Here is a 19,559-nt window from a genome sequence, read left to right as displayed (position 1 = left end):
AATTGAGGTAACACACATGCGTACACATTGGGACAGAGTCCGCCACGCGATCGGATTTGAAGGCATCGCCCTGGTGCTGATCACTTTGGTACTCAGCTACGGATTCGGCTTTGAGATGGCCCATATCGGGATTCTGGGCGTTGTTTTTTCGGTCATTGCAACGGTCTGGAACTATGCCTATAACCTGTTGTTTGATCATGCCATGCTCAGATACAGCGGCCAGTTGCAGAAAAATACGAAACACCGCTTCGTGCATGCATTAGGATTTGAGCTCAGCCTGCTGTGGATCACCCTGCCCATCATGGCCTGGTGGCTGGACATCAGCCTCTGGGCGGCCCTGGTCATGGATCTGGGTTTGGTCGTGTTCTATCTGATTTATGCCTACCTCTACAACCTGGCATACGACAGAGTGTTCCCGTTACCAGAAACAGTCGGCACCTCTGCCTAGTCAGGAATTCTGACCCAGATCCCGCGGCGGCGGGATCAGGTCATGTTTATTCAGCAACCGGTACATCGTCGCCCGGGAAACCCCGAGTTCGCGGGCTGCCGCCGTGATCTGACCCCGGTTGTTTTCCAGAACGCTCAGCAGTGCGCTGCGCTCCGACTCTTCACGGATTTTCTTGAGGCTTTGTTTATCATCTGACTGCCGGGGCAGTTCAAGGTGATCCGCTTCAATATTCTTTTGCTCGGTCAGCAATACGGCCCTTTTGATACGGCCGATCAGTTCCTGAACATTGCCCGGCCAGTTGTAGGTCATAATCGCCTGTCGGGCATCATCAGAAAAAGCTTTCACCCCGCAGTTATACTGCCGGGCATATTTCAGCAACAGCGCATTGGCTAAGGACAATAAGTCATCACCGCGTTCCCGCAGTGGCGGGACAGCCAGGCTGAGTACATTCAAACGATAAAACAGCTCCTTATTGAGCTGTCCTTCACTGACCAGTGTATCGAGCGGGTAATGCGTGGCGACAATGAGTCTGGGTTCAGCGGACACCACAGTGCCATTTTCTTTCGTGAAACGCCCTTCCTGAAGCCATTGCAATAATTCCTGCTGCCGGGCAGGTGCCAGCGAGGTCACCTCATTCAGAAACAGAACACCATCCTGTGCGGTAACGAAACAACATTCGGCAGGCAAACCATTGAGTGTCCAGTTCGCATTCACCCCCGAACAATTCACGGTCACAAACTGGCCCTTGGCCCGGGTTGAAGCCTGAAAGATGGCCTCCGCCACCATTTCCTTACCCGTTCCAATTTCGCCCTGAATCAGCACCGGCATATCGGCAGCAGCCAGACGTTTGACGTGCTGCAGTAACTTTTTCATCACCGGCGTATCACCCTGCACGCCCTGCTGACTGAACTGGCCGAGTTTGGGCCAGACTTTTCGCTCAAGCGTTAACATGCCGCGCTGATGGCCAAGAGTTTTTAACAGTTGCGCTTCAGGAATGGGGGAAGTGAAGTAATCGAGACAGAAACTGACGATAAACTGGCAGACCGATTCAATATTCAGTTGTTCATCACGAACCAGCGCCAGCCAGCGTACCTGTTTATGGCGGTTCACCAGACCGGCGATGGCATTCAGGCTGAAATCATCGTGACTGAGGTCGACGACCCCGAGACACGGGCCGGTTTCGAGCAACAGCGTTTCGGCTGCCCTTAAGTCATGGCAATGGTGGCAAATCCACCCGACCTGCTCCAGAGCATGTAGCCAGGGAATTGTCTGCCCGCCAAGCAGGACTAACTCCCCGTGCCAGATTTCTTTGCTTGCACCCTGTCCCATTCGATCACCTATTCTGCCGAACACCGTACGAACACTGCGATGCTTTTTTCATCAAAAATGCAATTCGGTATTTCACAAGTATATGTGACGAAAACCTCACATAACAAAAATATCACCTTTTGCCTGAGCATCCGGTGATATTTTTTGGCTTTTCTTCAATCAGGTATGGGCAAGTGCCGTAAATCAGGATTTATTTGCGGCGCAGGTTTCCCGGGACACAGGGTCACTGACAAAACCACCAGCTCCCGTATACCAGAAGCGAACGCCCAGTCCCTGTTCAATGGCTTCTGCAAATTGCTCACACGCAGTATCCATCAATTCCGGCTTCACCTTGGACTGATCCATTCGCCATTGCCAGCGGGTACTGCGCAGCTGATGAATAACTGTTAACAACGAACGCTCGCTGTCAAAATGGAAAGTGCGGACTTCACCTCGGCTCCCTTCCGGCGGCCAATCATTGAGTGTTGCAAATCTTTCTTTCAGTTCTTCAGGCAAATTGCCTGAAAAATCTGTCGGAGGCGGCGTCAGTTCCGTCGAAACACAGCCACTGAGCATCAATCCAGCCAACACAGCGCATGCTACTTTTTTCATTCTTTTTCCTAAGGATTGTCCATCACCACAAAGGCTGGATTATGACATTAACTCCATAATTGATTCTATGCCTTCAGATAAAAAATGTTATATAAAACAGAAGTATGCTTGCCGGACTCAGATCATGTTCTGGCTGAGACAAAAAAAGCCACTTCCGGGGAAGTGGCTTTTCAGATTCAGAGCGATTCGCTATTACTGATTGTTCTGCGGGCGCATGGCCGGGAACAGAATCACATCACGAATCGTGTGGCTGTTGGTAAACAGCATCACCAGACGGTCAATCCCGATGCCCTGGCCAGCTGTTGGTGGCAGGCCATGCTCCAGCGCCGTAATGTAGTCGGCGTCATAGAACATCGCTTCATCATCACCGGCGTCTTTCGCATCCACCTGCGCTTTGAAGCGCTGGTCCTGATCTTCTGCATCGTTCAGCTCCGAGAAGCCGTTTGCCACTTCGCGGCCACCGATGAAGAACTCAAAACGGTCAGTGATGAACGGGTTTTCATCATTACGACGCGCCAGCGGAGAAATGTCTGCAGGATATTCTGTGATGAACGTTGGCTGCAGCAGTTTCGGCTCAGCAGTTTCACCGAAGATTTCTTCCAGCAGCTGACCACAAGTCCAGAACGACTCCACCTCAATGTGCAGCGATTTCGCAATGCTCACCATCAGGTCACGATCCTGAACCTGCTCATAAGTCAGACCCTGAATGGTTTCGTTGTTCGGGTTGTAGTGCTTGATCGCTTCCAGCATGCTCATGCGAGGATATGGACCTTTGAACTCAATGGTCTCATCACCGTATGGCAGACCTGTCGTACCGCACAGATCCAGCGCAATGGAGCTCAGCATCTCTTCGGTCAGGTCCATCAGATCACGATAGTCCGCATACGCCATATAGAATTCCATCATGGTGAATTCCGGGTTGTGGCGTGGAGACAGACCTTCGTTACGGAAGTTACGGTTGATTTCGAACACACGCTCAAAGCCACCCACAACCAGACGCTTGAGGTACAGCTCAGGCGCAACACGCAGGTACATGTCGATGTCCAACGCATTGTGATGCGTGATGAAAGGACGTGCAGTCGCACCGCCCGGGATCACGTGCATCATCGGCGTTTCCACTTCCATGAAGCCTTTGGTGGTCATGAACTGACGAATCGCGTTCACCACTTTCGAGCGCATCAGCATGGTGTTACGGGATTCTTCATTCACGATCAGATCCACATAACGCTGACGGTAGCGCATTTCCTGGTCGGTCAGACCGTGGAATTTTTCCGGCAGCGGACGCAGTGCTTTCGTCAGCAGCTGGTACTCATCCATATTGACGTACAGATCGCCTTTACCGGATTTATGCAGCACACCTTTGATACCGATGATGTCACCGATATCCAGACCTGAATATTTTTCCTTCAGCTCTTTTTGTACATCTTTCGAAGCGTAAGCCTGAATACGGCCGGATACATCCTGAATGGCCAGGAATGGACCACGTTTGGCCATGATACGGCCAGCAATCGCAACCACTTGACCTGCTTCTTCCAGCTCTTCCTTGGTCTTTTCACCAAAAGCAGTCTGAAGATCGGCAGCCAGGCTGTCGCGGCGAAAATCGTTTGGGTGGCCGTTTGCTTTGCAATCCTGACGAATCTGTTCCAGTTTCGCGCGGCGCTCAGCAATCAGTTTGTTCTCGTCTTGTACTAGTTCAGTCATGGTTAACCTTAACAACAGTTCAGGGCCGGTATTACAGACCGGATTTCAGGCTTGCTTCAATGAAGCGGTCCAGGTCGCCGTCCAGCACCGCCTGGGTGTTGCGGTTTTCGACACCGGTACGCAGATCTTTGATTCGGGAATCATCCAGCACATAAGAGCGGATCTGGCTTCCCCAGCCGATATCAGACTTCGCATCTTCATTCGCCTGTTTCTCGGCGTTCTGCTTTTGCATTTCCAGTTCAAACAGCTTCGCTTTCAGCTGTTTCATGGCCTGATCTTTGTTCTTGTGCTGAGAACGGTCATTCTGACACTGAACCACAGTATTGGTTGGTACGTGCGTAATCCGTACCGCAGATTCCGTGGTGTTAACGTGCTGACCACCCGCACCGGACGCACGGTAAACGTCGATACGCAGATCGGATGGATTGATATCGATATCAATATTGTCATCTACTTCCGGGTATACGAAAGCAGACGCAAAAGACGTATGACGACGGCCGCCTGAGTCAAACGGTGACTTACGAACCAGACGATGAACACCGGTTTCGGTGCGCAGCCAGCCGTATGCATATTCGCCGGTGATTTTCACCGTTGCCGATTTCAGACCCGCAACATCACCTTCAGAGACTTCAATCACTTCTGTCTTGAAGCCCTTGGCTTCTGCCCAGCGCAGGTACATGCGCAGCATCATTGACGTCCAGTCCTGCGCTTCGGTACCGCCAGAACCTGCCTGCAGGTCCACGTAACAGTCGGACGAATCGTGATCACCAGCGAACATGCGGCGGAATTCCAGCAGCTCCAGCTTGGTGACCAGCTCATCCAGCTCAGGACCAATTTCGTCAAAGGTTTCCTGATCGTTCTCTTCAATCGCCAGCTCCAGCAGACCTTCAACGTCTTCCACGCCCTGGTCCAGCTGGTCGATGGTTTCTACCACCGCTTCCAGCGCTGCACGCTCTTTACCCAATGCCTGAGCACGCTCTGGCTCATTCCATACATCAGGTTGTTCTAATTCTGCATTGACTTCTTCCAGACGCTCTTTCTTAGCATCGTAGTCAAAGGTACCCCCTAAGGATGTCAGTCCGTGCAGACACATCCTCAAGACGGTTTTTAATTGGATTAACTTCGAACATTGCCACTCTTCTTAGCCTTTTCGCCGAAACGGACACAACCGGGGGATTTTAGCGAATTGCGGCAAGAATAAACAGAGGATCACAAAACTTATCCTTTATTTCCACCTCAGGATTGACAGCCGGAAATTCAGGACGGCAAAAAGAAAACGGAGCCCAAGGCTCCGTTTCGAAAAAATTCATACGGCTTCAAGGTGTTCCACCATCAGCTGAACACTGCGGTTACCCCTGAATTCGTTCACATCCAGACGATAAACCAAATCCACCTGCTGTACCGACGCATCCGGCCAGCGCCTCACATCAATGTTAAAGGCAATCGCATCAATCATGCTGCCGCCGTCAATTGGTTCCAGAATCATTTTCAGGTGTTTACTGCCGACCAGCCGCTGCTGCAGCAGGCGAAATCGGCCATCAAAACTGGGCTCCGGAAATTGCTGTCCCCAGGGGCCGGCACCACGCAGCAGTTCCGCGGTTTCCAGATTCATATCCCGGCCCGCGAGTTCACCGTCGGTCAGTAACACCCCTTTGAGCGCCGATTCATCCAGCTCTTCACGTACTGCCTGGTCAAAAGCAGCACTGAAGGCCTCATACTGAGATGTTTTCAGCGTCAGGCCCGCCGCCATCGCATGACCGCCAAATTTCAGGATCATCCCCGGCTGGCGCGTATCAATCCGATCCAGTACATCCCGCATGTGCAACCCCGGAACGGAACGGCAGGACCCCTTCATTTCGCCTTCACCCGCCGACGCAAAAGCAATCACCGGGCGGTGATACAGTTCTTTAATCCGGGAAGCCAGAATTCCGATGACGCCCTGATGCCAGTCCGCCTGATACAAAGCCAGACCGTAAGGCATGTCTTTCTGATTGAACTTCAAGCGCTCACAAATCGCCAGCGCTTCTTCTTTCATGCCCTGCTCGATTTCTTTGCGGGTCTGATTCAGGCCATCCAGCTCAACGGCCATCCGCCGCGCTGTTTGCATATCCTCACAAAGCAGCAGCTCAACCCCGAAAGACATGTCATCCAACCGGCCGGCTGCGTTAATACGTGGGCCGAGTGCGAATCCCAGATCGCTGGCAACCAGCCGTGAAGCATCACGGTTCGCCACTTCGATCAGAGCCCGAATCCCCGGACGGCATTGTCCGGCCCGGATACGTTGCAGTCCCTGGTGCACCAAAATCCGGTTGTTCCCGTCCAGTGCCACCACATCCGCCACGGTTCCCAGCGCAACCAGATCCAATAATCCGGCCAGATTGGGCTCGGGAATGCCCTGCTCTGTAAACCAGTTCAGCCTGCGCAGCTCTGCACGTAGCGCGAGCATCAGATAAAATGCCACACCGACGCCGCACAACGCCTTCGACGGAAAATCACACTGGTGCAGGTTCGGATTCACAATCGCATCTGCTGCGGGCAAAATCTCCCCCGGCAAATGGTGATCGGTCACCAGCACCTGAATGCCTTTCTCTTTCGCAGCGGCAACACCGGATACGGAAGACACACCATTATCCACCGTCATAATCATTTCAGCGCCCCGGGCTTGCGCCTGCTCCACAACTTCCGGGCTCAGGCCATAGCCGTCATCAAAGCGGTTGGGGACCAGATAATCCACGTTGCGGCATCCCAGCTGGCGCAGCGCCAGCACCGACAAGGCCGAACTCGTTGCCCCGTCGGCATCGAAATCTCCCACAATGATGATCCGCTGGTGCGTCTGCAAGGCATGAACAAGCAGGCTGACTGCCGCATCAATCCCGTTCAGCTGGTCGTAACTGTGCAGCCCTCTGGCGCCGCGTTCTAAATCTGTGTCTGTGCGCAGGCCGCGACTGGCATAAATACGCTTTAACAGCGGGTGAACCGAAGACGAAAAACCTGAGGTGTCTGCTTCCGGGCGACGTTTGATTTCGATTTTCATGCAATTTCTTGTTGGTGTTGTGCAGGCTGAAATGATGGAGAGCTGTTATACCAAAAAACCGCCATGGCGGGTACCCGGGCACGATCCGCCGGGCAGCTGATTCACAGTTTTATATCCGTCAGGCAGGTAGAATAAACAACAGCCCGCATATGATTGCGGGCTGTGGGCTGGACATGACGCCGTTAACTGCGGCTGTTGAGAAATTGCAGCAGGCGGCTCGGCGGCTGATAACCCGGCAGCATGGTGCCATCTTGCAGCACCAGTGCAGGCGTGCCTGATACACCCATTGCAACACCCAGCTGATAATGCTTCATCACCAGATCATCGTTGTGCGGGCTGTGTTCGATATCCAGTTTGCCTTTTTTGGCTTCGTCCATCGCTTTGACACGATCTTTGGCAGCCCAGATAGCGCTCATCTCGCCAAAGTTCTGCGAACGCTCACCGCCACGCGGGAATGCCAGATAACGGATGGTAATCCCGGCATCATTATAGGCCTGCATTTCACTGTGTAACTTACGGCAGTAACCGCAGCTGGTGTCGGTAAACACGGTGACGACGTATTTTTCATCTTTGGCCGGATAGACAATCATCTCGCCTTCCATGCCTTTCAGTTTGTCTTTATTGATAGATGCCAGTTTCTGTTCCGTCAGGTTGACCAGCTCACCATTGACCGACTGATAAAGGTGGCCTGCCAGAAAGTACTGGCCATCATCAGACATATAGATAATGCCGCGCTCAGTAACCACCTCACTCATTCCCTGAATGGGTGACGGCTTAACCGATGCAGCGGTCAGACCCAGTGGGGACAGCGTAGCTTCAATGGCACGGGCGTTCGGTTCTGCACTGGCAGAAAAAGCCGTGAACGCAGCCAGCGCAACAAGCAGGGGACGGCAGGAAAATGGCATGAAAACATCCTTAACAAAACGTGTGTGATAAAGGTACGGACCGTTAGAGTCCGCCCATCTTTCAAAGTTCAGCGCCAAAAGGCAAGTCATTTCATATCCAGCTGAGTTTCACTGGACATGATTGGGATCTCAGCCCCACTTCACAGTATGGTCTGCTTCTCTGTAACAAGGTGCATCATTTTCTGGATCATCGTTACCCGAATACGCCGGAGTTATCAGAAATTACGCCCGGGGATGATGCTCCTGATGCAGTTGTTTCAGGCGTTCCGTTGCTACGTGAGTATAGATCTGAGTCGTGGATAAATCACTGTGCCCCAGCAGCATCTGGACCACACGCAAGTCCGCTCCATAATTCAGCAAATGGGTTGCAAAGGCATGGCGCATCACATGCGGCGACAAAGTCTCGGCATCAATGCCGGCGATCACCGCATAATGTTTAATCCGGTGCCAGAACGTCTGGCGGGTCATCTGCCGGGCACGTTTGCTCGGAAACAGGACATCGGAGCTGACCTCGCCCAACAGTTGCGGACGCCCGTGGCTCAGGAAGGTCTCAATCCATTCCAGCGCCTCTTCTCCCATCGGAACCAGCCGCTCTTTGTCCCCTTTACCGGTCACCCGCACGACGCCCTGACGCAGGCTGACATTATCCATTCTCAGACTGACCAGTTCGGTCACACGCAAACCCGTCGCGTACAGCAATTCCAGCATGGCTTTATCGCGCAGTTCCAGCGGATCGTTGACATCCGGCGCGTTCAGCAAATCACTGACCTGCGCTTCAGTGATATCTTTCGGCAGACGCTTCGGGAGACGCGGGCTGTGCAGCAGCGCACTCGGATCATCATCGCGCAGCTTCTCGCGGTGCAAATACTGGAAAAATCTGCGGAGTGCAGAGGTCATCCTGGCCCGTGAGCTTTGCTTGAAATCTTCATCAAACAACCACTGCTGATAATTCTGTAAATCGCTCGACTGAAGCGTGAGCAGATCGCGACTACGATCAGCCAGCCACTGCTGTAACTTCATCAAATCGTTCCGGTAGGAAGACAAGGTATTTTCCGACAGCCCCCGCTCCATCCACATCGCATCTAAAAAGCGTTCGATCAGGGTGATGTCATTGTTATTGTCCACGTCACACCGCTCCTAAAACATCTGGATATAAATACAGTATTTTGAAGCATAGTACTGAATTTCACAGGCAATGTAACTAGCTGGTGGGTAAGGAAGGGTGCACCGAAGCGCCTGAGAGGGTAAAATCAGCGCAAATTTGTTGCCACCCCAGGAATTATCAGTATGAAAATCGGCCTGTTTTACGGCTCGACCACCTGCTATACCGAAATGACCGCGGAAAAAATCCGCGATTGCATCGGCGAAGATCTGGTGGATCTGCACAATATCAAAGATGCCAACCTCAGCGACATGAACCAGTATGACCTGCTGATCCTGGGGATCTCAACCTGGGATTTCGGCGAACTGCAGGAAGACTGGGAAGCGGTCTGGGAACAGCTCGACGGCCTGACGCTGACCGGGAAAACCATTGCGCTGTTCGGACTGGGCGATCAGGAAGGCTATACCGAATGGTATCTGGACGCCATGGGCATGCTGCACGATAAACTGCTGCCAACCGGCGCTCAGTTTGTCGGCTACTGGCCAAATCAGGGCTACAACTTTGAAGCGTCAAAAGCACTGACTGAAGACAAGTCTCTGTTTGTCGGCCTGGCGCTAGATGAAGACAGCCAGTATGAATTCAGTGATGAGCGTATCGAGCAATGGTGCGAGCAGGTACTGACAGAATACGGTGATTCCCTTTGAGGCCTCATAAATCAGGCATCACAAATAAAAACGCCCCGCATCTGCGGGGCGTTTTTTCAGGAAACCGAAGTTAAGCCTGTTGTACTTCCGGCTCACGGATGTCCGCACGGATAAAGCGGGTCACTACCAGAGCCAGCAGCGTCGGCATCGTCCACGCCATGCCGTACTCAAACAACGGCAGGAAGTTCAGGAAAGATACGTTCAGACCAACAACTTTCGCCGCATCGATCAGGCTGAAGACCAGAGAGACCAGCAGCACCACACGGTACGCCAGACGCGGATTCGGCAGGAAACGACGTACAAAAGTCAGCAGTACCAGTGCCACAGCGACCGGATACAGTGCAAACAGGACAGGAACAGACAGACTGATCAGCTGATTCAGACCCACATTTGCCACCACACCGCAGATCACAGCAAGAATCACAGCCCAAGCCTCATAAGACAGGCGGGTCAGTGAACTGAAATAATCCGAACAGGCGCTGATCAGGCCAATCGCTGTGGTCAGGCAGGCCAGCATCACAATGGCAGACAGAATGTACTGTCCAACCGGACCGAACAGTGCCAGAACATAGCCAGCCAGGATCGCACCGCCATTGTTGGCACCTACAGCAACTGTTGCGCTGGTCGCACCCAGGTAGAACAGAGAAACATAAACGAATGCCAGACCTGCTGCTGCAATCACACCCGCCATCATCAGGTATTTGCAGGTCGCTTTCTCATCTTTGATCCCTTTGCTGCGGATCACGTCCACAATCAGCATACCGAACATCAGCGCCGCGAAGGTATCCATGGTGTTATAACCTTCCAGGAAACCTTTCGTGAACGCCATGTTGGCGTAATCACCCTGCGCCGACAGAATCTCACTTTGCGGGTTCATGAAAACAGCCACAGCCAGAATTGCCAGCACCGCAAACAGTGCAGGTGTCAGCAGTTTACCAATCGAATCAATCAGTTTGCCGCGAGACCAGGCAAAGAACAGAGCCAGCGCAAAAAAGACAACAGAAAAAATGGTCAGGCTGGTTTGTCCGGCATCTTCAAGAAACGGTTTGACTGCCATTTCATACGCCACCAGACCGGTACGCGGTGCAGCAAATGCAGGGCCGATAATGATAAAAATCAGGACTGCCATCAGAGTCGCCATAAATGGCGGCAAATCGCGGGTCAGGCCTTTCCAGCCACCACCGGCAACCGCAACGGCGATAATGCCGATCAGCGGCAGACCCACAGCGGTCGACAGAAAGCCGAACATGGCCGGCAGCAGGTTATCCCCCGCACTCAGACCGGCTTGTGGCGGGAAAATAATATTCCCGGCTCCCAGGAAAAACGCGAAGGTCATGAAACCAATCGCTAATATATCTGAAACTTTGAGTGTGTCTTTCAAACTGCACCTTCCACTCGTCTGTTGTTTAGTTGTATTTGCATATAAAAGTTATAGCGCTGGCATATATCACTATACGCAGCAAAAGAGGCAGCATAATGAAGCAAAAGAACGCCAGTGGCAACCTCGCAGCCAAAAACACCACTTTCTTTGGCCTATCGATGAAATTAACGGAATATTACACCAAATAACGGCAAGAATTCAGAAATCATCACCATAGCGATACGTGGTCACAAAACATCCAAAACAGAGGATTTAACCAGGATAAGGCCTGAGTTTACAGTGTCAGCATAGATTTACCGGGCCTTCGGGTATAATAGCGATCCGATTTTCTTAACCGACGTCCGCGAATCATTCGATGAAAAAAGGTTTTACGTTTAAACAATTCCACGTGGATGACCACGGTTGCGGGATGCCCGTCAGCACTGACGGCGTATTACTGGGTGCCTGGGCGCAGCTCCCGCAATCCGCGACAACGCCCGGCCGCAACGCCCTGCTCGACATCGGTTGCGGCAGCGGTCTGCTGGCGCTGATGGCGGCACAACGCACTCAGGCCAGTGCCCCGAAGATCCTTGCCGTTGATATTGATCCGGCAGCTGTGGCGGCAGCCCGTCAGAACTTTGCCGCTTCACCGTGGCACAACCGCCTTCAGGCCGAACAACAGGACATCCGGGAGTGGGCAGCCGCACAAGCCGCAGGTTCTTTCAGCGCGATCTGGTGTAATCCGCCTTATTTCAACAGTGGTGAACAGGCCAGCTGCCAGCGCCGGGCAACCGCACGTCATACTGATACCCTGTCTCATCAGGCGCTGCTGACCGGTCTCAGACATCTGCTGGCCGCAGACGGATGCGCCAGTCTGATCCTGCCACTGACCGAAGGGGAAGCTTTATTGACGATGCTGGCTGATCATCAGCTGCACTGTCGCCGGTTGTGTCAGGTCCGGAGCACAAACGCCAAACCAGTTTCCCGTCTTTTAATCGAACTCATGCACCAGCCCGGTGACCACGAGCAGACAACGCTGACCATCCATCAGAACGGCCAGTACTCACCGGAATTCACCGAGCTGACCCGGGCCTTCTACCTCAAACTCTGAGTAAAATGGTATCCGGCAACGGCTGGCTAAGTTTTTGTGCTTTAATCGGTGATACTTGCATCAATTCACACTATAATGCCGCCCCTTAACTGAATCACAGCAGTGCTCTGCCCGCCTCCAAGACATGAACGCGGGCCGCAAGCGACCGAGGAGTAAGACAGGTGAGAGATTTTTCCGAATTAGAGTTAGATGGCCAGCTGCTACAGGCGATTGAAGACATGGGCTTTTCCCGTCCGACCGTTGTACAGGCTGAAGCTATCCCTCATGCCCTGGATGGCCGTGACGTACTGGCTTCCGCCCCGACGGGTACCGGAAAAACTGCAGCCTTTGTGCTGCCAATGATTCAGCACCTGCTGGACTTCCCGCGCCGCAAGCCGGGTCCGGCCCGGGTTCTGATCCTGACGCCAACCCGTGAACTGGCGATTCAGGTCGCCGAGCAGGCGAAAGCACTGGCCGCACATACCGATTTAAAGATCTTCACCATTACCGGCGGGATCTCTTACGACGAACACGCAGAGTATCTGGGCAAAACGCAGGACATCGTGGTCGCCACACCGGGCCGTCTGATGGAATACATCGAAGGGGAAAAATTCGATTGCCGTGCCATTGAATGTCTGATCCTGGATGAAGCTGACCGCATGCTGGACATGGGCTTCGGATCTGTGGTGAAACGCGTGCATGATGAATGCCGCTGGCGCCGTCAGAGCCTGTTGTTCTCGGCAACGCTGGAAGGCAAAGGGGTCCGTGAGTTTTCCCACACCATTTTGAATGAGCCGGTTGAAGTCAACGCCGAGCCGCCTCGTCGCGAGCGCAAGAAGATTCAGCAAGTCTATCACCGCTGTGACGACATGACGCACAAGCTGGCACTGCTGGAAAATATCCTAAAAGAGCAGGCCGAGCGCAGCATTATTTTTGTCAAAACCCGTGAGCGTCTGGCGGAACTGCGCGATCAGCTGGCGGCGATGCAAGTGCCTTGTTGCTGGATTCAGGGTGAAATGGCACAGGCGAGCCGTAACAACACCATCCGTCGTTTCAGCGAAGGGGAAGTGAATGTCCTGATCGCTACAGATGTTGCCGCGCGCGGGATCGACCTGCCGGATGTCAGCCACGTTATCAACTTCGATATGCCACGCACCGCGGATGTGTACCTGCACCGTATTGGCCGGACAGCACGTGCCGGTAAGAAAGGGACTGCCATCTCCCTGGTTGAAGCGCATGATCAGGCGATGATCGAACGGGTTGGCCGTTACATGAAAGAAGAAGTGCCGGAGCGGTTCATTGAAGGCATGCGCCCGAAAAACAAAAAACCGACCACGGTGAAGAAAAAGAAAAAAACCAAAGACAACAAAAAAACAGGCACCAAGAAAAAAGCGACGAAAAAGAAATCTGCGAAGTAAGCTGTCCTGTCTGCAAAACCTGAACAACAAAAAGGGCCGGATGAATCATCCGGCCCTTTTTTCAATCATGTAAGCTGACTTCAGCTTTCTGCGATTACTGTTCTTCGCGCTTGAACACCAGCTCTTTATCCGTCGATTCTTCCGGCGAGAAATAATAGCCTGCCACATCAAATTGTTTCAGCTGTTCAACCGATGTCAGACGGTTATCGATGATATAACGCGCCATCATACCTCGCGCTTTTTTTGCAAAGAAACTGATGACTTTGTACTGGCCGTTCTTACAGTCTTTAAAGACCGGCGTCACCACCTTCCCTTTGAGCGATTTCGGCTTCACCGCTTTAAAATATTCGTTTGAAGCCAGATTGATCAGGATATCGTCACCCTGCTCCGCCAGTGCGGTATTCAGTTTATCCGTGATGATGTTATCCCAGAACTGATACAGATTGGCACCGCGGCCGTTTGCCAGCCGGGTTCCCATCTCCAGCCGGTAAGGCTGCATCAGATCCAGCGGACGCAACAGGCCATATAAACCAGACAGCATCCGTAAATGTTGCTGTGCAAAAGTAAAATCTTCCTCGCGCATACTTTCGGCTTCCAGCCCGGTGTACACGTCACCTTTAAATGCCAGAATCGCCTGTCGGGCGTTAGCCGGCGCAAAATCAGGCTGCCACTCAGCAAAACGTGCGGCATTCAGACCCGCGATTTTGTCACTCACCTTCATCAGGCTGGCAATATCCATCGGAGTCAGCGTCCGGCAGACCTCGATCAGCTCCGCGGAGTGATCCAAGAGTTCAGGCTGAGTATAAGTTTCTGTCGCCAAAGGCGATTCATAATCCAGCGTTTTGGCAGGCGAGACCACAATCAGCATTTTTCGATTTCCTGTGCGTTAAACTGCCTCAAAGAGTACCATTTCGGCATAAAAAAACCACGTACAACCCACGTGGTTTTTGCTTTCTCTGTCATCGGTCGGACCTATCGTTCCGGAGAACGGGTCCAGATTTCTTCGTCCAACTGAGCATGCAGCTCAGGATACTGGCGGCTGTCAAAGGTCGGTACCTTACCCAGCGAGAGCTGAGCGTTATAGTCTCTGGCCAGCTTCACCACAGTGCCGGACATCAGCACAATCGCAATCAGGTTAATAATGGCCATCATGCCCATTGAAATATCGGCCATGGTCCAGACCGTCGGCAATTCAGCCAGCGCCCCGAACATCACCATCCCCAGCACAACCAGACGGAAGATAGCCAGACCCGCCTTGTGGTTATGCTCCAGGAAGATCAGATTGGTTTCCGCATAGGAGTAATTGGCCACCAGCGATGTAAAGGCAAACAAAAAGATCGCAATGGCGATGAAGATTTCACCCCAGCCGCCAACCTGAGAAGACAGCGCCCGCTGCGTCAGTTCAATGCCAGTCACTTCACTGTGGGGAACGTATTCGCCCGAAATCAGAATAATCGCGACCGTGGCACTGCAGATGACGATGGTATCGGTGAACACCCCCAGCATCTGGACATACCCCTGAGACGCCGGATGCGGCGGATAAGGCGTGGCAGATGCCGCCGCGTTGGGGGCAGATCCCATCCCGGCTTCATTCGAAAACAGACCGCGCTTGAGGCCGTTGATCATCCCCTGCGCGATGGTATACCCCAGCGCGCCTGAAGCGGCTTCTTCCAGACCGAATGCACTGCGGAAAATCAACGCCAGCACGGATGGCACCTGTTCGATATTCATCGCCACGACGACCAGCGCCAGTGCCAGATAACAAATTGCCATGACCGGAACCAGAATTTCTGCCGTCCGGGCGATGGTCCGCATTCCGCCGAAAATAATAAAGCCGGTCAGCGCGACCAGAACCATCCCCACCACAAGCGGTTGCCAGCCAAAGGCCACGTTCATCGCTTTGGCAATTGAGTTGGCCTGCACAGCATTGAAAACCAGACCAAACGCAATAATCAGGAAGATAGAGAAGACCACGCCCATCCAGCGCATGCCCAGCCCTTTTTCCATGTAATAGGCTGGCCCGCCGCGGTAGTTACCGTCATCATCGCGGGTTTTATACAGCTGAGCCAGTGCACTTTCTGCAAAAGCGGTTGCCATCCCCAGCATCGCAATCAGCCACATCCAGAAAATCGCACCCGGCCCGCCGAGCGTCAGTGCCACGGCCACACCGGCCATGTTGCCGGTTCCGACCCGGGCTGCCAGACTGGTACACAACGCCTGAAATGAAGAAATACCCGCCGCATCAGATTTACGGCTGTTCTTCATGACCTGAAACATGTGCAGAAAATGGCGGAACTGAATAAAGCCCAACCGGTAGGTAAAAAAGATCCCAACCCCGATCAATAAATAAATCAGGACCGATCCCCACAGAAGATCATTCAGGAAATTTAGCTGACTTGTCACTTCAACCCCTTAGCGTACTCATCGCCCTGCTTAACCACCCACCCGACAATGCGAGTCGGTATGAATTCATTCAGCTTTCATCACAGTATAGGCCGCTCTCAGGTCACGAAATCGCGTGTTCCTGAAAAGCGCCAGCTCAGGGCTTTCCGGTCTTCCCTGCCCGGCACTGATGAAAACCTGAGCGATGATGATGAGTTAGTTCTCAAAAATCAATGGCGTCCGTGAAAAAGTGAGTGTTTGAGGGGTCTGGAGCCCACTGGACCAACCATTGCCCGATTTCAGGGCAATGAACGAGTTTCACAAATAGGTAACAAATGCGAAATGGTTCAATTTTATTCTAAGTCATATTGTGATATTTAACTGATGACCAAGGGGCAATATGCTCCCTGATCTGAGCGATACTCAGGATTGAGCGAGGTGCACTATGGATAGCTTCGGATTCGACAATATACTTGAAAGCGATTTACCCCGCCGTAATTCACGCAGTAAGCCGGTAAAACGGAAATGGCGGGAAATTGAAGCACTGAAAGATAAACAGCGCCTGAAAAAGGAACTTCAGGAAATCGACATCTTACATGAGTTCACCGACGAGGTGGACATCTGATCCGGGTTGTACAATACGCCAGATAACGAACAGCACCGGCACCCCGCCGGTGCTTCTACAATGAAAGATCAATTTATTCTTCCGGCTCCAGGCGTCGTGCCAGTTCCCTATATTGGGCCGACACCTCTTGGCCAAAGAGCGGATCACTCAGGCAATCCTGATATTCACTCTCAACAGCGGCCCAGTCGGCTGATGTAAAGCGTTTACGTATGGCCGGAAACACCTGTTTCTCCTCCATCTCCAGATGCTGTTTCTGCCGTTCAACAAACACATTCAGCTTGTCAGCAAACACGTCCAGCGGGATCACGGCATCCATCAGAATCATGTCGACCGTCTCCGCAAACTCTGCGGTCAGAGCCGCCAGCTCGAGGTGTTCCGCTTCCAGATCCAGAATGCGCTGCTCATTACCGTAATGATTGATGTAGTAGTGATAAATTACATCCTCTTTGGGATGATGGTAGTGCTCAGCCTGATTCTGCAGATAAGTCACAATATCGCGAATAAGTTGATAATTCACTTCATGACCTTCCCTGATCGCAGTCAGTTTAGTGCGTAACAACCTGAGCAGACGGCTAATATAACCATGTTCGGTGTGAATACTGTCCAATAGCATTTCGACCTCCCGGGCACTAACTTTCCAGCTTTAAGTGTAAACCGGGCTGCCGAAATGGGTTTGATCCAGATTAGGTTGGCTTAAATTTGTGCAGGTATTTGCCAGTCAATCTCACTTTTATGAATTTTTCTCAGCCATTGATTTGCCTGAGAAAAGTGTCGGCAACCGAAAAAGCCGCGATAAGCAGACAAAGGTGACGGATGTGCAGCTTCAAGCACACAGTGTTTTTCACGGTCGATATGTTTGCCTTTCTTTTGAGCATGAGCGCCCCAAAGCAGAAAAACCAGACCTTCCCGATGCTCATTCAGACTGGCGATGACCTGATCGGTAAAGGTTTCCCAGCCAAATTTACTGTGAGAGTGGGCTTTTCCCTGTTCAACAGTCAGCACCGTATTGAGCAACAGAACGCCCTGTTCCGCCCAGTATTGCAAACAGCCATGCTCTGGGATGGTAAAATTTTCGATATCCGTCGCCAGTTCTTTGTACATATTGGCCAGCGAAGGCGGTACCTTCACGCCCGGCTGCACTGAAAAACTCAGGCCGTGTGCCTGACCGGGACCATGGTATGGATCCTGTCCCAGGATCACCACCTTCACCTGCTCAAATGGCGTGGCCTCAAAAGCACTGAAAACAGAGGCTTCGGGCGGATAAATTGCTTTTCCTGCTGCCCTTTCCTCAGCGACCCGGGCTTCTGCCTGCTGAAGATAGGCTTGCTGGCGTTCCTGTTGTAAGAATTGTGCCCAGTCAAAAGGGGCAGAAATAGATGTTTCCGGGGCAGACATGTCGGCTCCTGCTGCACGTACTCAGTTCATGAGCCGACATTTTACCTGAATCTTGCGGTGTGGCTATTCTGTTGCGGATTTCGGGCGGCTCATCGGTCCGACGGGCGTGCGCCAGTGGCCCCGGCCCTGAATCGGGCGGTTTGCCTGTGGCAGACGGGCACAATGATGAATACAGGTTGTGGTGGCTGGCAAAGCAGATGCTCTCATGATGATTTCCTCACAAATCAGGTCTGAACATTACAATGAAAGAACAATGCCAACTTTTCCTGCCTGACAAACAGCCTGTCTTTACAGCGATTTCGCGGCATCTTACTGCTTATTAAGCGACCACTCAGTTGTATGATTTATATTCTCCGCCCCAATCATGCGCATTTTTGCGCGTCATTTGTGCAGTGGATACCGTCTTGGGGGCGCAACCCGGTTGATACAGATCAAATGCCCGGTGGCACAACGCGGTAGGATGCCATTGAGGCAGACCGCAGTGTCTGACCTGAAATCCTTTCATTGTCGATATAACACTCTCAAGGAGCTGCCATGATCAAAGGCATTCAAATCACCCAAGCGGCCAACCCACAATTGCTGAATTCGATCTGGCTGCTGGATACGGACAATGGCACAGCCCGTTGTCTGTGTGCCGCAGAAGGCTTCAGTACCGAGCAGGAAGTTCCGGCTGACGAACTGGGCGAATTTGAATACCGTGAATTGCCTGTTGAACAGGCGCCACGGATTGAAGGCGGTCAGCACCTGAACGTCAATGTACTCAAGCGTGAAACGCTGGAAGATGCCGTCGCGCACCCTGAAAAATATCCGCAGCTGACCATTCGTGTCTCGGGCTATGCGGTACGTTTCAACTCGCTGACGCCAGAGCAGCAACGTGATGTGATTGCCCGTACCTTTACAGACACGCTGTAAGGCTTCGCCGAGCCGCTGTAACAACAAAAACGCCGCAGCTTTCTGAGCGGCGGCGTTTTCTTTTCGGTGTGAATCTCAGCGCTGAATCAGGCTTTTTTCACAAACTCTGATTTCAGCATCATGGCACCGATACCATCGATCTTACAGTCGATGTTGTGGTCACCGTCAACCAGACGGTTGATCTTCACTTTGGTTCCCACCTTCGCAACTGAAGAAGAACCTTTGACTTTCAGGTCTTTAATCAGGGTGACAAAGTCACCTTCCTGCAGGACATTGCCGTTCGAGTCTTTCACAACCAGCGCATCCGGATCTACAGCAACTTCACCCTGGATCCACTCATGGCCACATTCCGGACAGATCAACATGTCCTGATCTTCATAGACATAAGACGAATTGCACTCTGGGCAAGGAGGTAAGGTATCACTCATGCTCAACGGTCTCTCTTTTATAAAAGTATCAACTTAAGGATATTCGCCCAGCGAGGTCTTGCCAATGCTGGATGATATTGCCACCACATTATAATGTAATTATCATTAAATTATCACTTCATTTGCTATCCGGGT

Annotated in this window: 20 protein-coding genes; 6 read left to right on the top strand and 14 right to left on the bottom strand. The window is 52.3% G+C overall.

Annotation, left to right across the window (positions count from 1 at the left end; translation table 11 throughout):
• Positions 1-16 precede the first annotated feature (16 nt).
• Entirely contained in the window at positions 17-448 is a 432-nt protein-coding gene (locus ACYP03_RS08625; RefSeq protein ID WP_459779249.1) for a PACE efflux transporter, read from the top strand.
• On the opposite strand, the gene ACYP03_RS08620 is transcribed toward ACYP03_RS08625, so the two are convergent.
• The 7 genes from ACYP03_RS08620 to xerD all read right to left on the bottom strand — a co-directional run bounded on the left by ACYP03_RS08620 (position 449) and on the right by xerD (position 9,085).
• On the bottom strand, positions 449-1,777 hold the full coding sequence (locus tag ACYP03_RS08620; protein ID WP_459779248.1) for a sigma-54-dependent transcriptional regulator: 1,329 nt from the start codon (positions 1,775-1,777) through the stop codon (positions 449-451).
• 183 nt (positions 1,778-1,960) lie between these two features.
• A complete protein-coding gene (locus ACYP03_RS08615) occupies positions 1,961-2,368 on the bottom strand; it encodes a hypothetical protein (protein WP_248141357.1) in 408 nt (135 codons plus the stop codon).
• A 192-nt stretch (positions 2,369-2,560) separates the two neighbouring features.
• Entirely contained in the window at positions 2,561-4,069 is a 1,509-nt protein-coding gene (lysS, locus tag ACYP03_RS08610) for a lysine--tRNA ligase (protein WP_248141358.1), read from the bottom strand.
• A 31-nt stretch (positions 4,070-4,100) separates the two neighbouring features.
• Positions 4,101-5,199 (bottom strand): peptide chain release factor 2 gene (gene prfB, locus ACYP03_RS08605; RefSeq protein WP_459779247.1). Its coding sequence is split into 2 segments (ribosomal slippage): positions 4,101-5,123 and positions 5,125-5,199, totalling 1,098 coding nucleotides; the frame shifts between segments, so codons are not numbered across the junction.
• A gap of 176 nt (positions 5,200-5,375) precedes the next feature.
• Complete coding sequence (gene recJ / locus ACYP03_RS08600) at positions 5,376-7,103, bottom strand: single-stranded-DNA-specific exonuclease RecJ (protein ID WP_459779246.1); 1,728 nt, start codon at positions 7,101-7,103, stop codon at positions 5,376-5,378.
• A gap of 182 nt (positions 7,104-7,285) precedes the next feature.
• On the bottom strand, positions 7,286-8,008 hold the full coding sequence (gene dsbC, locus ACYP03_RS08595; RefSeq protein ID WP_459779245.1) for a bifunctional protein-disulfide isomerase/oxidoreductase DsbC: 723 nt from the start codon (positions 8,006-8,008) through the stop codon (positions 7,286-7,288).
• A 222-nt stretch (positions 8,009-8,230) separates the two neighbouring features.
• Positions 8,231-9,085, bottom strand: a complete 855-nt coding sequence (gene xerD / locus ACYP03_RS08590) for a site-specific tyrosine recombinase XerD (RefSeq protein ID WP_459779430.1) — start codon at positions 9,083-9,085, stop codon at positions 8,231-8,233.
• A gap of 210 nt (positions 9,086-9,295) precedes the next feature.
• Here xerD and fldB point away from each other — a divergent pair, with 210 nt between their 5' ends.
• Entirely contained in the window at positions 9,296-9,814 is a 519-nt protein-coding gene (gene fldB / locus ACYP03_RS08585) for a flavodoxin FldB (RefSeq protein WP_248141363.1), read from the top strand.
• Positions 9,815-9,884: 70 nt separating this feature from the next.
• On the opposite strand, the gene brnQ is transcribed toward fldB, so the two are convergent.
• Positions 9,885-11,195 carry a branched-chain amino acid transport system II carrier protein gene (gene brnQ, locus ACYP03_RS08580; RefSeq protein ID WP_459779244.1) on the bottom strand — a complete coding sequence of 437 codons (1,311 nt, stop codon included), beginning with the start codon at positions 11,193-11,195 and terminating at the stop codon, positions 9,885-9,887.
• 355 nt (positions 11,196-11,550) lie between these two features.
• On the opposite strand from brnQ, the gene ACYP03_RS08575 reads away from it, so the two are divergent.
• Positions 11,551-12,285: a tRNA1(Val) (adenine(37)-N6)-methyltransferase gene (locus ACYP03_RS08575; RefSeq protein ID WP_459779243.1), complete on the top strand. Its 735-nt coding sequence runs from the start codon at positions 11,551-11,553 to the stop codon at positions 12,283-12,285.
• A 161-nt stretch (positions 12,286-12,446) separates the two neighbouring features.
• Positions 12,447-13,682, top strand: a complete 1,236-nt coding sequence (gene srmB / locus ACYP03_RS08570; protein WP_330960515.1) for an ATP-dependent RNA helicase SrmB — start codon at positions 12,447-12,449, stop codon at positions 13,680-13,682.
• A 94-nt stretch (positions 13,683-13,776) separates the two neighbouring features.
• Here srmB and yaaA read toward each other — a convergent pair whose 3' ends face one another.
• Complete coding sequence (gene yaaA / locus ACYP03_RS08565; protein ID WP_248141368.1) at positions 13,777-14,550, bottom strand: peroxide stress protein YaaA; 774 nt, start codon at positions 14,548-14,550, stop codon at positions 13,777-13,779.
• 104 nt (positions 14,551-14,654) lie between these two features.
• Positions 14,655-16,085, bottom strand: a complete 1,431-nt coding sequence (locus tag ACYP03_RS08560) for an alanine/glycine:cation symporter family protein (protein WP_248141369.1) — start codon at positions 16,083-16,085, stop codon at positions 14,655-14,657.
• 424 nt (positions 16,086-16,509) lie between these two features.
• Between ACYP03_RS08560 and ACYP03_RS08555 the strand changes: the two genes are divergently transcribed.
• Positions 16,510-16,689 carry a DUF3545 family protein gene (locus tag ACYP03_RS08555; RefSeq protein WP_248141370.1) on the top strand — a complete coding sequence of 60 codons (180 nt, stop codon included), beginning with the start codon at positions 16,510-16,512 and terminating at the stop codon, positions 16,687-16,689.
• Between the two features lie 73 nt (positions 16,690-16,762).
• Here ACYP03_RS08555 and ACYP03_RS08550 read toward each other — a convergent pair whose 3' ends face one another.
• The 3 genes from ACYP03_RS08550 to ACYP03_RS08540 form a co-directional block, all read right to left on the bottom strand.
• Positions 16,763-17,302 (bottom strand): hemerythrin domain-containing protein, encoded by a 540-nt coding sequence (locus ACYP03_RS08550; RefSeq protein ID WP_248141375.1) that lies wholly within the window; start codon positions 17,300-17,302, stop codon positions 16,763-16,765.
• A gap of 80 nt (positions 17,303-17,382) precedes the next feature.
• Positions 17,383-18,084, bottom strand: coding sequence for a uracil-DNA glycosylase (ung, locus tag ACYP03_RS08545; RefSeq protein WP_459779242.1), 702 nt, complete (start codon positions 18,082-18,084; stop codon positions 17,383-17,385).
• Between the two features lie 63 nt (positions 18,085-18,147).
• Entirely contained in the window at positions 18,148-18,291 is a 144-nt protein-coding gene (locus ACYP03_RS08540) for a hypothetical protein (protein WP_248141378.1), read from the bottom strand.
• Between the two features lie 327 nt (positions 18,292-18,618).
• Between ACYP03_RS08540 and grcA the strand changes: the two genes are divergently transcribed.
• Positions 18,619-18,996, top strand: a complete 378-nt coding sequence (gene grcA, locus ACYP03_RS08535) for an autonomous glycyl radical cofactor GrcA (protein ID WP_330960512.1) — start codon at positions 18,619-18,621, stop codon at positions 18,994-18,996.
• 86 nt (positions 18,997-19,082) lie between these two features.
• Here grcA and ACYP03_RS08530 read toward each other — a convergent pair whose 3' ends face one another.
• Complete coding sequence (locus ACYP03_RS08530) at positions 19,083-19,424, bottom strand: zinc ribbon domain-containing protein YjdM (protein WP_248141382.1); 342 nt, start codon at positions 19,422-19,424, stop codon at positions 19,083-19,085.
• Positions 19,425-19,559 lie beyond the last annotated feature (135 nt).

It is taken from the genome of Photobacterium sp. R1 (assembly GCF_054600795.1).
Note: the sequence above shows the minus strand (reverse complement) of the source record. Positions and strands in the feature narration are given on the sequence as shown.

Excerpts from the sequence above, each read along its gene's own strand:
- lysS (WP_248141358.1), bottom strand. The coding sequence starts at position 4,069 with ATGACTGAACTAGTACAAGACGAGAACAAACTGATTGCTGAGCGCCGC.
- grcA (WP_330960512.1), top strand. The coding sequence starts at position 18,619 with ATGATCAAAGGCATTCAAATCACCCAAGCGGCCAACCCACAATTGCTG.
- ACYP03_RS08615 (WP_248141357.1), bottom strand. The coding sequence starts at position 2,368 with ATGAAAAAAGTAGCATGCGCTGTGTTGGCTGGATTGATGCTCAGTGGC.
- ACYP03_RS08625 (WP_459779249.1), top strand. The coding sequence starts at position 17 with ATGCGTACACATTGGGACAGAGTCCGCCACGCGATCGGATTTGAAGGC.
- ACYP03_RS08540 (WP_248141378.1), bottom strand. The coding sequence starts at position 18,291 with ATGAGAGCATCTGCTTTGCCAGCCACCACAACCTGTATTCATCATTGT.
- ACYP03_RS08530 (WP_248141382.1), bottom strand. The coding sequence starts at position 19,424 with ATGAGTGATACCTTACCTCCTTGCCCAGAGTGCAATTCGTCTTATGTC.
- ACYP03_RS08555 (WP_248141370.1), top strand. The coding sequence starts at position 16,510 with ATGGATAGCTTCGGATTCGACAATATACTTGAAAGCGATTTACCCCGC.
- xerD (WP_459779430.1), bottom strand. The coding sequence starts at position 9,085 with ATGTGGATGGAGCGGGGGCTGTCGGAAAATACCTTGTCTTCCTACCGG.
- ACYP03_RS08575 (WP_459779243.1), top strand. The coding sequence starts at position 11,551 with ATGAAAAAAGGTTTTACGTTTAAACAATTCCACGTGGATGACCACGGT.
- recJ (WP_459779246.1), bottom strand. The coding sequence starts at position 7,103 with ATGAAAATCGAAATCAAACGTCGCCCGGAAGCAGACACCTCAGGTTTT.
- yaaA (WP_248141368.1), bottom strand. The coding sequence starts at position 14,550 with ATGCTGATTGTGGTCTCGCCTGCCAAAACGCTGGATTATGAATCGCCT.
- ACYP03_RS08550 (WP_248141375.1), bottom strand. The coding sequence starts at position 17,302 with ATGCTATTGGACAGTATTCACACCGAACATGGTTATATTAGCCGTCTG.
- ung (WP_459779242.1), bottom strand. The coding sequence starts at position 18,084 with ATGTCTGCCCCGGAAACATCTATTTCTGCCCCTTTTGACTGGGCACAA.
- fldB (WP_248141363.1), top strand. The coding sequence starts at position 9,296 with ATGAAAATCGGCCTGTTTTACGGCTCGACCACCTGCTATACCGAAATG.
- dsbC (WP_459779245.1), bottom strand. The coding sequence starts at position 8,008 with ATGCCATTTTCCTGCCGTCCCCTGCTTGTTGCGCTGGCTGCGTTCACG.
- ACYP03_RS08620 (WP_459779248.1), bottom strand. The coding sequence starts at position 1,777 with ATGGGACAGGGTGCAAGCAAAGAAATCTGGCACGGGGAGTTAGTCCTG.